The sequence below is a fragment of the Polaribacter atrinae genome (assembly GCF_038023995.1).
Lineage (GTDB): Bacteria > Bacteroidota > Bacteroidia > Flavobacteriales > Flavobacteriaceae > Polaribacter > Polaribacter atrinae.
In genome coordinates this window covers 1,258,474-1,272,827 of record NZ_CP150660.1, presented here as the reverse complement: position 1 = coordinate 1,272,827, position 14,354 = coordinate 1,258,474, and the positions used below count along the sequence as shown (strand labels likewise).

At 33.3% G+C, this 14,354-nt stretch carries 14 protein-coding genes and 5 tRNA genes; all 19 read left to right on the top strand.

Features of this window, described 5'->3' with window-relative positions; genetic code table 11:
- Positions 1 to 28 precede the first annotated feature (28 nt).
- On the top strand, positions 29 to 1,642 hold the full coding sequence (locus WG945_RS05595) for an alanine/glycine:cation symporter family protein (protein ID WP_068450813.1): 1,614 nt from the start codon (positions 29 to 31) through the stop codon (positions 1,640 to 1,642).
- A gap of 8 nt (positions 1,643 to 1,650) precedes the next feature.
- The gene (locus WG945_RS05590) at positions 1,651 to 2,538 is read left to right on the top strand and encodes a ComEA family DNA-binding protein (protein ID WP_068450815.1); all 888 of its coding nucleotides are present in this window, start codon (positions 1,651 to 1,653) and stop codon (positions 2,536 to 2,538) included.
- Between the two features lie 26 nt (positions 2,539 to 2,564).
- Positions 2,565 to 3,731 (top strand): acyl-CoA dehydrogenase family protein, encoded by a 1,167-nt coding sequence (locus WG945_RS05585; protein ID WP_068450817.1) that lies wholly within the window; start codon positions 2,565 to 2,567, stop codon positions 3,729 to 3,731.
- A 292-nt stretch (positions 3,732 to 4,023) separates the two neighbouring features.
- Complete coding sequence (rpsU, locus tag WG945_RS05580) at positions 4,024 to 4,221, top strand: 30S ribosomal protein S21 (protein WP_036822200.1); 198 nt, start codon at positions 4,024 to 4,026, stop codon at positions 4,219 to 4,221.
- 101 nt (positions 4,222 to 4,322) lie between these two features.
- Positions 4,323 to 5,216: a tyrosine-type recombinase/integrase gene (locus tag WG945_RS05575; protein WP_082864262.1), complete on the top strand. Its 894-nt coding sequence runs from the start codon at positions 4,323 to 4,325 to the stop codon at positions 5,214 to 5,216.
- Between the two features lie 3 nt (positions 5,217 to 5,219).
- The gene (hpf, locus tag WG945_RS05570) at positions 5,220 to 5,528 is read left to right on the top strand and encodes a ribosome hibernation-promoting factor, HPF/YfiA family (protein WP_068450825.1); all 309 of its coding nucleotides are present in this window, start codon (positions 5,220 to 5,222) and stop codon (positions 5,526 to 5,528) included.
- Positions 5,529 to 5,633: 105 nt separating this feature from the next.
- Positions 5,634 to 5,707, top strand: a tRNA-Thr gene (locus tag WG945_RS05565).
- Positions 5,708 to 5,760: 53 nt separating this feature from the next.
- Positions 5,761 to 5,842 (top strand) — tRNA-Tyr (locus tag WG945_RS05560).
- Positions 5,843 to 5,858: 16 nt separating this feature from the next.
- Positions 5,859 to 5,931: transfer RNA gene (locus tag WG945_RS05555), tRNA-Gly, on the top strand.
- A 15-nt stretch (positions 5,932 to 5,946) separates the two neighbouring features.
- A tRNA-Thr gene (locus WG945_RS05550) sits at positions 5,947 to 6,019 on the top strand.
- A 59-nt stretch (positions 6,020 to 6,078) separates the two neighbouring features.
- Positions 6,079 to 7,266 (top strand): elongation factor Tu, encoded by a 1,188-nt coding sequence (gene tuf, locus WG945_RS05545; protein WP_068450828.1) that lies wholly within the window; start codon positions 6,079 to 6,081, stop codon positions 7,264 to 7,266.
- A 74-nt stretch (positions 7,267 to 7,340) separates the two neighbouring features.
- Positions 7,341 to 7,412 (top strand) — tRNA-Trp (locus WG945_RS05540).
- 18 nt (positions 7,413 to 7,430) lie between these two features.
- Positions 7,431 to 7,628, top strand: coding sequence for a preprotein translocase subunit SecE (gene secE, locus WG945_RS05535; RefSeq protein ID WP_068450831.1), 198 nt, complete (start codon positions 7,431 to 7,433; stop codon positions 7,626 to 7,628).
- Positions 7,629 to 7,630: 2 nt separating this feature from the next.
- Positions 7,631 to 8,182, top strand: coding sequence for a transcription termination/antitermination protein NusG (gene nusG, locus WG945_RS05530; protein WP_068450834.1), 552 nt, complete (start codon positions 7,631 to 7,633; stop codon positions 8,180 to 8,182).
- A gap of 78 nt (positions 8,183 to 8,260) precedes the next feature.
- Complete coding sequence (rplK, locus tag WG945_RS05525) at positions 8,261 to 8,698, top strand: 50S ribosomal protein L11 (RefSeq protein ID WP_068450837.1); 438 nt, start codon at positions 8,261 to 8,263, stop codon at positions 8,696 to 8,698.
- 20 nt (positions 8,699 to 8,718) lie between these two features.
- On the top strand, positions 8,719 to 9,408 hold the full coding sequence (gene rplA / locus WG945_RS05520; protein ID WP_068450843.1) for a 50S ribosomal protein L1: 690 nt from the start codon (positions 8,719 to 8,721) through the stop codon (positions 9,406 to 9,408).
- A 19-nt stretch (positions 9,409 to 9,427) separates the two neighbouring features.
- Entirely contained in the window at positions 9,428 to 9,946 is a 519-nt protein-coding gene (gene rplJ / locus WG945_RS05515) for a 50S ribosomal protein L10 (protein WP_068450846.1), read from the top strand.
- 50 nt (positions 9,947 to 9,996) lie between these two features.
- Positions 9,997 to 10,371, top strand: a complete 375-nt coding sequence (rplL, locus tag WG945_RS05510) for a 50S ribosomal protein L7/L12 (protein WP_068450848.1) — start codon at positions 9,997 to 9,999, stop codon at positions 10,369 to 10,371.
- 147 nt (positions 10,372 to 10,518) lie between these two features.
- Positions 10,519 to 14,328, top strand: a complete 3,810-nt coding sequence (gene rpoB / locus WG945_RS05505) for a DNA-directed RNA polymerase subunit beta (RefSeq protein WP_082864263.1) — start codon at positions 10,519 to 10,521, stop codon at positions 14,326 to 14,328.
- Positions 14,329 to 14,354 lie beyond the last annotated feature (26 nt).

Genomic DNA, 14,354 nt, shown 5'->3' with positions numbered 1-14,354 from the left:
CTTAACCAATTAATATTAAAAATAAATTATGAATAAAAAACTTCTATCGTTGTTGTTTTTAATGATGCCAGTTATAATGTTTGCTCAAAGTACAACAGATAAAATAGACCAATTGTTTAAAGATTATACCGGTTGGTTTGTGGAGGCTATTTTCTATGAAATACCTTTTTCTGATTCATTTAAAATCCCTTGGGTATTAATTGTTTTAATTGGTGGTGCAATTTATTTTACAATATATTTTAAATTTATAAACATTACAGGTTTTATAACAGCGTTTAAAGTTGTAAAAGGAAAATATGAGGATATTGAAAAACATGGTGTAGATAAGCTTTATGGAGATAAAACTTCTGGTCCAGATATATTAACAACCCTTAGAGATGATGGTGTTGAAGGTGAAGTTTCTCATTTTCAGGCTTTAACTGCAGCACTCTCTGCGACTGTAGGCTTAGGTAATATTGCTGGTGTTGCAGTAGCATTGTCAATTGGTGGTCCAGGTGCAACTTTTTGGATGATTGTTGCGGGACTTTTTGGTATGGCTTCAAAATTTGCAGAATGTACATTAGGTGTAAAATATAGAGATGTAGATGAAGATGGAACCGTGTATGGTGGTCCAATGTATTATTTAACTAAAGGGCTTAAAGAAAAAGGTGCAGGTGGTTTAGGTAAGGTTTTAGCTGTTTTATTCGCAATTTTTGTAGTTGGTGGTTCTTTTGGTGGAGGTAACATGTTTCAAGCAAATCAGGCAGCTGCACAGTTTACAAAACTGTTTAATTTAACAGGTGGTAATGCTGGGTTGTATTTTGGACTTGTAATGGCTGTTTTAGTAGCAGTCGTAATTATTGGAGGTATTAAAAGAATCGCTTCAGTTACAGAGAAAGTAGTGCCTTTTATGGCAGGAATTTATGTGTTGGCTGCTTTAATAATTTTATTCGCAAACTTTAGTTTAATAGATGATGCTTTTCTTTTAATTTATGACGGAGCTTTTTCTGGATTAGGAGTTGCTGGTGGTTTAGTTGGGGTAATGATTCAAGGTATTCGTAGGGGAGCATTCTCTAACGAAGCTGGTGTAGGATCTGCGGCAATTGCACATTCGGCGGTAAGAACTAAGTATCCTGCAAGTGAGGGTATTGTAGCTTTGTTAGAGCCATTTATAGATACCGTTATTATTTGTACTATGACTGCTTTGGTTATTATTATTACTAATTTCGATGGGGAATTTATGGAGTATGGAGTTGAAATTAAACAAGGTGTAGAAATAACCGCTGTAGCTTTCGATACCGTAATTCCACACTTTTCAATTGTATTAACAATTGCTGTAATTTTATTTGCGTTTTCAACTATGATTTCGTGGTCTTATTACGGTATGCAAGGTTGGGTGTTTTTATTCGGAAAAGGAAAATACACAGATTTAGCCTATAAGGTTTTGTTCTTAATATTTGTAGTGATTGGAGCGTCAATTAGCTTAGGTGCTGTAATTGATTTTTCTGATGCCATGATTTTTGCAATGGTAGTGCCTAATATAATTGGTGTAGTTATGCTATCTCCAGTAATTAAGAAAGAGCTTAAAAGATATATGAATGCTATCAATAAAAAGAAAGAAGCAATTGAAGATGGAGCTGTAGATGTAAATGATCACCTATAAAATTTAAAATGAAAATATTAAAATCCCATTTCTGGTATCACAAAAGCCAAAGGAATGGGGTTTTCTTTTTAGTAATATTAATACTATTAGTACAATCCATTATTGTTTTTGGTGGTTTCTCTTCGGATGACAGTATAGAGTTCAATTCTAAAGAGGTTATAGCGTTTCATAGGCAAATAGACAGTTTACAAGTAATTGAAATAGAAAAAAGAAAACCTAAAATTTATCCTTTTAATCCTAATTATATTACCGATAGTAAAGGAGAAAAATTAGGCATGTCTTTAAAAGAAATAGATCGGTTATTGGCTTTTAGGTCAACAAATAAATTTATTAATTCTAAAAGTGAGTTTCAAAAAGTAACTCAAATTTCTGATTCTTTATTAAATAAAATAGCGCCATATTTTAAGTTTCCAGATTGGGTTGTAAAACAAAACTCAAATTCGTCATTGCAAAGAACAAAGCAAGCTTATTATAAAAAAGAGGTAAAAGAAGTTTCAACTACAGATATCAATAAAGCCACAGCAGAAGATTTTAAAACCATTAACGGAATCGGAGTAGCTTTTTCAGAGCGAATTATAAACTATCGAACAAAATTACAAGGATTTTCTTTAGAAAGTCAACTAAATGAAGTTTGGGGGCTGGAGAATGAAATGGTAAAAAAAGTCTTATTAAAATTTAAAATAGTTGAGCAACCAATTATTAATAAAATAAATGTTAATACAGCTACATTTAAAGAGCTTTTAAAGAATCCTTATATAGATTACAACCTTTGTAAAAAGATTTTTGAATATAGAGACGAAGTAGCTGAACTTCAAAATATTTCAGAATTAAAAAACATCAAAGATTTTCCTTTGGATAAATATGACAGAATAGTGTTATATTTGATGGCTGAATAACAAACCACAAACACATTTATTTGCTTATGAGCAGTATGTATTTTACTGAAGAGCACGAAGCTTTCCGTGCAAGTTTTAAAGAGTTTTTGAAAAAAGAAGTAATTCCTCATATAGATAAATGGGAAAAAGAAGGTAGTATAGAACGTTTCATTTGGAAAAAATTTGGAGAAATGGGCTATTTCGGTTTAAACACTCCAGAAGAATTCGGAGGCTTAAATTTAGATTTATTTTATACTGTTATTTTTTTAGAAGAATTACAGAAAGTTAATTCAGGTGGTTTTGCAGCGGCTATGTGGGCACATGAATATTTGGCCATGACTCACTTAGCTAAAGAAGGTGATGATTTTATTAAAAATAAATATTTAGTACCAAGTGTAGAAGGAGATATGATTGGTTGTATGTGTATTACAGAACCATTTGGTGGCTCTGATGTTGCAGGTATGCGTTCTACAGCAATCAAACAAGGAGATACCTATATTTTAAATGGTTCAAAAACGTTTATCACAAACGGGGTGTATTCAGATTATTTAATTGTAGCGGCAAAAACAGATCCTTCAGATAAGTATAAAGGAATTAGCATTTTTGTTGTAGATAGAGCTTCAAAAGGACTTACAGCAACTAAATTAGATAAGTTAGGTTGGAAAGCGTCAGACACAGGAGAAATTGCGTTTGATAATGTAGAAATCCCTGCAGAAAATTTATTAGGAGAAGAAGGTAAAGGGTTTCCTTATATTATGCAGCATTTTGCCTTAGAAAGATTGGTTATGGGGGTAAATGCACATGCAAGAGCAGAATTTGCACTAGAGTATGCTTTAAATTATATGCAAGAACGCGTAGCTTTTGGTAAGTCTTTAGATAAGTTTCAGGTATTACGACATAAAATTGCAGTAATGGCAAGTAGGGTAGATATGTGTAAAGAATATAATTACTCAATAACAAAACGTCTTAATGACGGTCAATATGTGGTAAAAGAAGCAAGTATGTCTAAATTACTATCTACAAAAATGGCAGACGAAGTTATTTATGACGCGTTACAAATGTTAGGTGGTTATGGGTATATGGAAGATTATCCGATGGCAAGATTATCAAGAGATAGTAGGCTGGGGCCAATTGGTGGTGGAACTTCAGAAATTTTAAAAGAGATTATTGCAAAAATTGTAATTGATAAGAAAGAATACAAGCCAGCAACATAAGGTTTTCATAATTTTATAAGTATCAGTGTTCAAGAAATTTAATTTTTGAACACTGAACACTCTTTTTTAGGGCGTTCCTTAAAGGTCAGGCTTTCACTTCTCGCTTTTTTCGTACTTCAAAAGAGCTCAAACAGACCGTTCAATCCCTAACGCATATTGCTAATTTAAAATATATTGTAATAACTAATTGCCAATTCATAATTTGTAATTACATTTGCAGTCCAAAAAATAAAAATAATAGTTTAAATACTATTCTAAAATATAAAGAGACTATGAAGGGAGGTGCCAACTTATGTTAATTATACCAATTAAAGAAGGAGAGAATATCGATAGAGCTTTAAAACGTTACAAGAGAAAATTTGATCGTACAAAAACGATGAAAAACTTGCGTGCTAGAAAGAACTTCACAAAACCTTCTGTAGCAAACAGAGCTCAAAGAATTAAAGCTTCTTACGTTCAGAGATTAAGAACACAAGAAGAAGTAGGTTAGAAATAACTTAATTCTAAGAAATAAAACCCGTATTGAATTTTCAATACGGGTTTTTTGTGTTCAATTTTTTGTAATTTTACTAACACCTAATACGTAAAAATTTGATTGATCCTTTTCTAGAATATCTAACTTTAGAGAAAAAATATTCGTTACACACAATTACTGCTTATAAAAACGATTTAACTTCGTTTAGAGATTTTTTAGAAACAGAGTATAGCCAGGAGAGTTTGCTAGAGGTGCATTACCCACAAATTAGAAGTTGGATTGTTTTTTTAGTAGATACGCAAATATCAAACAGAACTATTAATAGAAAAGTAAGTTCTTTAAAGTCTTTTTATAAATTTTTACAGAAAACAAAGCGCATAGATTTAAACCCGCTTTCTAAACATAGAGCTTTAAAGACAGAAAAACGAGTTCAAGTACCTTTCACGTCAAAAGAGATTAATGCTGTTATCAATCAAATAGAATTAGAGGTTGATGCAGATTTTACTTCCATTAGAAATAAGTTAATAGTAGAGTTATTTTATTCAACAGGTATTCGAAGGGCAGAGTTAATCAATATAAAAGAAAGAGATGTAAGTTTATCGGATAAAACCATAAAGGTTTTAGGAAAAAGAAATAAAGAACGCTTTGTTCCTTTGTTAGGTTCTGTTATTCAAACGTTAAATCAATATTTAAAATTAAAACAAGAATTTACAATTGGTTTGGAGGAGCTTTTTATTACAGAAAAAGGAAATAAAATTTATGAAACTCTTGTTTACAGAATTATTAATACTTACTTTAGTCAAGTCTCTTCAAAGCAAAAGAAAAGCCCGCATATTTTAAGGCATTCTTTTGCAACACATCTTTTAAATGAAGGGGCAGATATAAATTCGGTTAAAGAGTTGTTAGGGCATTCTTCTTTAGCATCAACACAGGTCTATACACAAAATAGTCTTGCTGTTATTAAAAAAGTATATAACCAGACTCATCCTAAGAGTCATAAAAAACAGTAAAATATGAAAGTATTCACGCAATCAGTTAATTTTAACGCAGATAAGGAGCTTATAGCATATGTAGATGAAAAAGTTTTATCATTAACTAAGTTTCATGATAAGATAGTTGACGCAGAAGTTTTTTTAAAAGTGATTAATACTAGCGATAAAGAAAATAAAGTTACAGAAGTAAAAATAAATATCCCCGGAAGTGAATTGATTATAAAAAGAGAAGCAAAAACGTTCGAAGAAGGCGTAAACGCTGCGGTTGATAATCTAAAAAGACAGTTAAAAAGGTCAAAAGAAAAGCATCGTGACTCTATAATTTCATAGAAATGAAAAAAAAAGTAAAAAAACTTTAAAAAAAGTTTTGAAAAGTAAAATAACTTCGTACATTTGCAATCCGTTAGAAATAGCGGATTGTTTTTTACATCAAAAGCCGATGTAGCTCAGCTGGCTAGAGCAGCTGATTTGTAATCAGCAGGTCGTGGGTTCGAGTCCCTCCATCGGCTCAAAAAAAACAAGAATTGCGAAAGCAATAAGTTCATTGGAATAGTAAATTAAAGGGGAGATACTCAAGCGGCCAACGAGGACGGACTGTAACTCCGTTGACTACGTCTTCGCAGGTTCGAATCCTGCTCTCCCCACAATTTACATATTAATGCGAAAGTAGCTCAGTTGGTAGAGCGTCAGCCTTCCAAGCTGAATGTCGCCGGTTCGAACCCGGTCTTTCGCTCAATATTATCAGCAAGCCGGTGTAGCTCAGTTGGTAGAGCGCATCCTTGGTAGGGATGAGGTCGTGGGTTCAAATCCCATCGCTGGCTCATTTTAAAATTATTACACACTAATTATATTTTAAACTAAAGAATAAAAATTAAGAATCATGGCAAAAGCAAATTTTGACCGTTCGAAACCACACTTAAACATTGGTACTATCGGACACGTAGATCACGGTAAGACTACATTAACTGCGGCTATTACTAAAGTATTAGCTGATGCAGGATTCTCTGAGGCTAGATCATTTGATCAGATTGATAATGCTCCAGAAGAAAAAGAAAGAGGTATTACTATTAATACTTCTCATGTAGAGTACCAAACAGCTCATCGTCACTATGCTCACGTTGATTGTCCAGGTCACGCGGATTATGTAAAGAACATGGTAACAGGTGCTGCTCAAATGGATGGTGCAATTTTGGTTGTTGCTGCAACAGACGGACCAATGCCTCAAACAAGAGAGCATATCTTATTAGGTCGTCAGGTTGGTATTCCTCGTATGGTTGTATTCATGAATAAAGTGGATATGGTTGATGATGAAGAGTTAATCGAATTAGTAGATATGGAGGTAAGAGAATTACTTTCTTTCTATGAGTATGATGGAGATAATGGGCCTGTAATTGCTGGTTCTGCTTTAGGTGCACTTAATGGTGAGCAAAAATGGGTAGATACAGTTTTAGAATTGATGGAAGCTGTTGATGCTTGGATCGAGGAGCCATTAAGAGAAATTGATAAAGATTTCTTAATGCCAGTTGAGGATGTATTCTCTATTACTGGACGTGGTACTGTAGCAACTGGTCGTATTGAGACTGGTATTGCTAACACAGGAGATGTTGTTGATATTATTGGTATGGGGGCTGAAAAAATGACTTCTACTATTACTGGTATTGAAATGTTCCGTCAAATCTTAGATAGAGGTGAGGCTGGGGATAATGCAGGTATCTTATTAAGAGGTATTGCAAAAGAAGATATAAAAAGAGGAATGGTAATCTGTAAACCAGGTTCTGTAACTCCACATGCTAAGTTTAAAGCAGAAGTTTATGTTCTTAAGAAAGAAGAAGGTGGTCGTCACACTCCATTCCATAACAACTATCGTCCACAGTTCTATGTAAGAACTACAGATGTAACAGGTACTATTAATTTACCAGAAGGTGTTGAGATGGTTATGCCAGGAGATAACTTAACTATTACAGTAGATTTAATTCAACCAATCGCATTAAATGTAGGTTTACGTTTCGCAATCCGTGAAGGTGGTAGAACAGTTGGAGCAGGTCAGGTTACTGAATTATTAGACTAATTTTGTTAGTTTTTAATAAATAAATTCTAAGGGTGTTCCGTTTTTAACGGAACGCCTTTAATATTGAATAAAATACGGGCGTAGTTCAGCGGTAGAGCACTGGTCTCCAAAACCAGCTGTCGGGAGTTCGAATCTCTCCGCCCGTGCAATTAAATATAAGAAAAATGAACTTTATACAATACATCAAAGATTCTTTTGACGAATTAAGCAATCACATGACGTGGGTAACTAAAGAAGAAGCTCAAAAAACTACAGTAACTGTTGCTGTTTTTACGATTGTATTTGCTTTAGCTGTAGCTGGTATAGATTATGTTTTTCAAACAGGATTAGATAACTTTTTTGGAATGTTTAAATCTAACTAATTATGGCAGCTGATTCAGTAATGAAGTGGTATGTTGTTAGAGCCATTGGAGGACAAGAAAATAAAGTAAAAGCTTACATAGAAACAGAAATTTCTAGAGTAGGATTATCAGATTATGTTAGTCAGGTAATTGTACCAACTGAAAAAGTAATTCAGATTAGAAATGGAAAAAAAGTAAATAGAGAACGAGTTTACTTTCCTGGATATATTATGGTAGAAGCGAATCTTTCGGGAGAAGTGCCTCACGTAATTAAAGGTATTACAGGTGTTATTGGATTTTTAGGAGAAGTTAAAGGTGGTGAACCTGTTCCTATGCGTAAATCTGAAGTTAACAGAATGTTAGGTAAAGTTGATGAGCTATCAATTCAAGATGAAAATATTGCAATTCCATTTAACATCGGTGAAACTGTAAAAGTTGTTGATGGTCCTTTTAATGGATTTGACGGAACTATCGAAAAGGTAAATGAAGAAAAGCGTAAACTTGAAGTAATGGTGAAAATTTTCGGAAGAAAAACTCCATTAGAATTAAGTTATATGCAAGTAGAAAAAATATAATTGTTACACAAGTATATATATTGATATCGATTTATTTTTTGGCTTCCAACTTAGAATAAATCATTAAACATTTTTAAAATGGCAAAAGAAGTTAGTAAAGTAGTTAAATTACAAGTAAAGGGAGGCGCAGCGAATCCATCGCCGCCGGTTGGACCTGCTTTAGGAGCTGCTGGTGTTAACATTATGGAGTTCTGTAAACAGTTTAATGCAAGAACGCAAGACAAACAAGGTAAAGTTTTACCTGTTGTTATTACTGTTTTCAAAGATAAATCATTTGATTTTCTTGTAAAAACTCCTCCTGCAGCAGTTCAGTTACTAGAAGCGGCCAAAATTAAAAAAGGTTCAGGAGAACCAAACAGAAAGAAAGTAGCATCAGTTACTTGGGATCAAATTAAAGTTATTGCAGAAGATAAAATGGTAGATTTAAATGCCTTTGAAATTTCTTCAGCAATGCGAATGATTGCAGGTACGGCTCGTTCTATGGGATTAACAGTAAAAGGTAATGCACCAGCATAAACTTTATAAAAAGTAGTAAAATGGCAAAATTAACAAAAAAGCAAAAAGAAGCTCACGCAAAGTTAGATAGCTCTAAATCTTATGATTTAGCAGCAGCTTCAGCGCTAGTCAAAGACATTACTAATGTAAAGTTTGATGCATCAGTAGATATAGCAATACGTTTAGGAGTAGATCCTCGTAAAGCTAATCAAATGGTTCGTGGTGTTGTAACATTACCTCATGGAACAGGAAAAGATGTAAAAGTTTTAGCATTAGTAACTCCAGATAAAGAAGCAGAAGCTACAGCAGCAGGTGCAGATTATGTTGGGTTAGATGAATACCTTCAGAAAATTAAAGGAGGATGGACAGATGTAGACGTAATTATTACCATGCCAAGTGTAATGGGGAAATTAGGTCCTTTAGGAAGAATTTTAGGTCCTAGAGGTTTAATGCCAAACCCAAAGACAGGTACGGTAACTATGGATGTTGCAAAAGCTGTTACAGATGTAAAAGCTGGTAAAATTGACTTTAAAGTTGATAAAACTGGTATCGTTCATGCGGCAATTGGAAAAGTATCTTTTGATGCTAAGAAAATTGAAGAAAATGCAAACGAGTTAATACAAACAATTATTAAACTTAAACCGACAACTGCAAAGGGAACGTATGTGAAAAGCGTTTTTATGTCTAGTACTATGAGTCCTAGTATTGCTGTTGAAGTAAAAGCTGTTTAATACGTTAAAACTTATAATTATGACTAGAGAAGAGAAATCACAAGTAATACAAGATTTAACAGCAGTATTAGCAGATACAAATACGTTATATTTAGCAGATATTTCTGGGTTAAATGCACAAACTACCTCTAATTTACGTAGAGCTTGTTTTAAAGCAGGTATTCAGTTATCAGTTGTTAAAAACACATTACTTGCAAAAGCAATGGAAGCTTCAGATAAAGAATTTGGAGACTTACCATTAGTATTAAAAGGTAATACATCAATGATGATTTCTGAAGCAGCAAATGCTCCAGCAAAATTAATCAAAGAATTCAGAAAGAAAACTAAGAATAAGCCTGTTTTAAAAGGTGCATTTGCAGAAGAATCTGTTTACATTGGTGATGATCAATTAGATGCTTTAGTAGATATTAAATCTAGAGAAGAACTTATTGGTGAAATCATTGGATTATTACAGTCTCCAGCTAAAAATGTTATTTCAGCATTACAATCTGGTGGACAAACAATTTCAGGTATTCTTAAGACCTTATCTGAAAAATAATTACGCGCACAAATAAACTATAATAAACAAAATTTTTAAAAACAATTAAAATGGCAGAATTAAAAGATTTCGCAGAGCAATTAGTTAACTTAACAGTAAAAGAAGTTAATGAATTAGCTACTATTTTAAAAGATGAATATGGTATTGAGCCAGCAGCAGCAGCAGTAGCAGTAGCAGGTCCAGCAGCAGGAGGAGAAGATGCAGCAGATGAGCAAACTGAATTTGATGTAATCTTAACAGCAGCAGGATCTTCTAAATTAGCAGTTGTAAAATTAGTTAAAGAATTAACTGGTTTAGGATTAAAAGAAGCTAAAGGTATCGTAGATAGCGCACCAGCAGCAGTAAAAGAAGGTGTATCTAAAGATGAGGCTGAAGGTCTTAAAAAATCTTTAGAAGAAGCTGGAGCTGAGGTAGAGCTTAAGTAATCATTTACTCCCGAGTTCGAGTAATCGAAACGGGAAAACAAATTTAGGTTTAGGTACTAAGAACTAACGTTTTTAGACCTAAACCATTTTGTGTATATATTCGTTTTTTATTTTTATTTCAGATTTTAATCAAAAAAATATTCTCTTTTGGCAACGAAAAACACTACTGAAAGAATCAACTTCGCTACTTCTCAAATGATTAAGGAATATCCAGACTTTTTGGATATTCAGGTAAAATCTTTTCAAGATTTTTTCCAACTTCAAACTAAGGCAGAAGAAAGAGGTGAAGAAGGTTTGTACAAAACCTTCATGGATAACTTTCCAATTACAGATACAAGAAATCAATTCGTTTTAGAATTTTTAGATTACTTCGTAGACCCACCAAGATACTCTATACAAGAGTGTATTGAAAGAGGTTTAACGCACAGTGTGCCTTTAAAAGCACGTCTAAAATTGTACTGTACAGATCCAGAACATGAAGATTTCGAAACTATTGTACAAGATGTATATCTTGGTACAATACCTTATATGACGAACTCTGGTACCTTTGTAATTAATGGTGCAGAGCGTGTTGTCGTTTCACAATTACACAGGTCTCCTGGTGTATTCTTCGGACAATCTTTCCATGCAAATGGTACAAAATTATATTCAGCAAGGGTAATACCTTTTAAAGGTTCTTGGATAGAATTTGCTACCGATATCAATCAAGTTATGTATGCTTATATTGATAGAAAGAAAAAATTACCAGTAACAACATTATTCAGAGCAATCGGTTTTGAAAGAGATAAAGATATTTTAGAGATATTTGACCTTGCAGAAGAGGTTAAGGTTTCTAAGGCTGGATTAAAAAAAGTATTAGGTCGCAAATTAGCTGCTAGAGTATTAAAAACTTGGCATGAAGATTTTGTGGATGAAGATACTGGTGAAGTTGTATCAATCGAAAGAAATGAAATTATTTTTGATCGTGATACAATCTTAGATAAAGAACATATTGATGAAATTATAGATGCAGGTGCTAAAACCGTTTTACTTCACAAAGAAGATAACGATATGGCAGACTATGCTATTATTCATAATACATTACAGAAAGATCCTACGAATTCTGAAAAAGAAGCAGTAGAACATATCTATAGACAATTACGTAATGCTGAACCGCCAGATGAAGAAACTGCGAGAGGTATTATTGACAAATTGTTCTTTTCTGAACAAAGATATAATTTAGGAGAAGTTGGTCGTTTTAGAATGAACACTAAACTTCAATTAAATGAGCCTATTGATCAAAAGGTATTAACAAAATTAGATATTATAACTATTATTAAATATTTAATTGAGTTAATCAACTCTAAAGCAGAAGTTGATGATATTGATCACTTATCTAACAGACGTGTAAGAACTGTTGGTGAGCAATTAGCAGGTCAGTTTGGTGTTGGTTTAGCGCGTATGGCTAGAACAATTCGTGAGCGTATGAATGTGCGTGACAACGAGGTGTTTACACCTATCGATTTGATTAATGCAAAAACATTATCATCTGTAATTAATTCATTCTTTGGTACCAACCAATTATCTCAGTTTATGGATCAAACCAATCCATTAGCAGAGATTACCCATAAGCGTAGATTATCTGCACTAGGACCTGGTGGTTTATCTAGAGAAAGAGCTGGTTTTGAGGTTCGTGATGTTCACTATACTCACTACGGTCGTTTATGTCCAATTGAAACTCCTGAGGGACCAAATATTGGTTTAATTTCTTCACTTTCTGTATTTGCAAAAGTGAATAATTTAGGATTTATTGAGACTCCATATAGAAAAGTTGTAGAAGGTGTTGTTGGCAATGATGAGCCAATTTATTTAAGTGCTGAGGAAGAAGAGGGAATGAAATTTGCTCAATCTAACTTAGAATTAGATAAAGATGGGCGTTTTGTTGCTGAAAGAATGATTTCACGTGAAGGTGGTGATTTTCCAGTTGTTAGTCCAGAAGATATTAACTTTATGGATGTTGCACCGAATCAAATTGCTTCAATTTCGGCATCTTTAATTCCTTTCTTGGAACATGATGATGCGAATAGAGCGTTGATGGGATCTAACATGATGCGTCAAGCAGTTCCATTATTAAGACCAGAATCTCCAATTGTAGGTACAGGTTTAGAGCGTAGAGTTGCAAAAGATTCTCGTATCTTAATCAATGCTGAAGGAGCAGGAGAAGTTACTTATGTAGATGCTAATAAAATTACAATTAAGTATGATAGAACAGAAGAAGAAAAACTGGTAAGTTTTGAGTCTGATGAAGTTTCTTATAACTTAATTAAATTTAGAAAAACAAATCAAGGAACAAACATCAACCTAAAACCGATTGTAGAAAAAGGTGATAGAGTTGAAGAAGGACAAGTTCTTTGTGAAGGTTATGCAACACAAAAAGGAGAATTAGCTTTAGGAAGAAATATGAAAGTAGCCTTTATGCCTTGGAAAGGGTATAACTTTGAGGATGCGATTGTAATTTCTGAAAAAGTTGTTCGTGAAGATATATTTACATCTATTCATATTGATGAGTATTCTTTAGACGTAAGAGATACAAAATTAGGAACTGAAGAGTTAACTAATGATATCCCTAACGTTTCTGAAGAAGCTACTAAAGATTTAGATGAAAACGGAATGATTAGAATTGGAGCAGAAGTGAATCCTGGTGATATCTTAATTGGTAAGATTACACCAAAAGGAGAATCAGATCCTACTCCAGAAGAAAAGTTATTACGTGCTATTTTTGGTGATAAAGCAGGTGATGTTAAAGATGCATCATTAAAAGCTTCTCCATCATTAAGAGGGGTAGTAATTGATAAAAAATTATTTAGAAGAGCTGTTAAAGATAAGAACAAGAGATTAAGAGATAAAGAGGCTGTAGCTAAGTTAGAAGCTTCTTTTGTATCTAAATTTGAAGGTTTAAAAGATGTTTTAATAGACAAGTTATTTTTACTTATCAGCGGTAAAACTTCACAAGGAGTTTACAATGATTTAGGTGAAGAAGTTTTACCAAAAGGTAAAAAGTACACACTTAAAATGTTAAATTCTGTTGATGATTATGTACACTTAACAGGTTCTTGGACAACGGATAAAGAATTAAATAATTTTGTAGGTGAATTAGTTCACAATTACAAAATTAAAGTAAATGATTTACAAGGTTCTTTACGTCGTCAAAAATTTACAATCTCAGTTGGTGATGAATTACCAGCAGGAATTTTAAAACTTGCTAAAGTTTATATAGCTAAGAAACGTAAGTTAAAAGTGGGTGATAAAATGGCTGGACGTCACGGAAATAAAGGTATTGTTGCTCGTATTGTACGTGCAGAAGATATGCCTTTCTTAGAAGACGGAACTCCTGTTGATATTGTTTTAAATCCATTAGGGGTACCTTCTCGTATGAATATTGGTCAGATTTATGAAACTGTTCTTGGTTGGGCAGGTCAAAAATTAGGAACTAAATATGCAACACCAATTTTTGATGGTGCATCTTTAGACCAGATCAATGAGATTACAGATGAGGCAGGTGTACCAAGATTTGGTCATACTTATTTATATGATGGTGGAACAGGAAAACGTTTCGATCAACCAGCAACAGTTGGTATCATTTATATGATTAAGTTAGGACACATGATTGAAGATAAAATGCATGCACGTTCTATTGGACCTTATTCATTAATTACACAACAACCTTTAGGTGGTAAAGCACAATTTGGAGGTCAGCGTTTTGGAGAGATGGAAGTTTGGGCACTTGAGGCTTATGGTGCATCAAGTATCTTAAGAGAAATCTTAACTGTGAAATCTGATGATGTTATGGGAAGAGCTAAAACATACGAAAGTATTGTGAAAGGTGAAGCTATGCCAGAACCAGGTTTACCAGAGTCGTTTAACGTATTAATGCATGAACTTAAAGGTTTAGGTTTAGACGTTAGATTAGAAGAATAAATTTTTTCAGTAACCAGTTTTCAGTA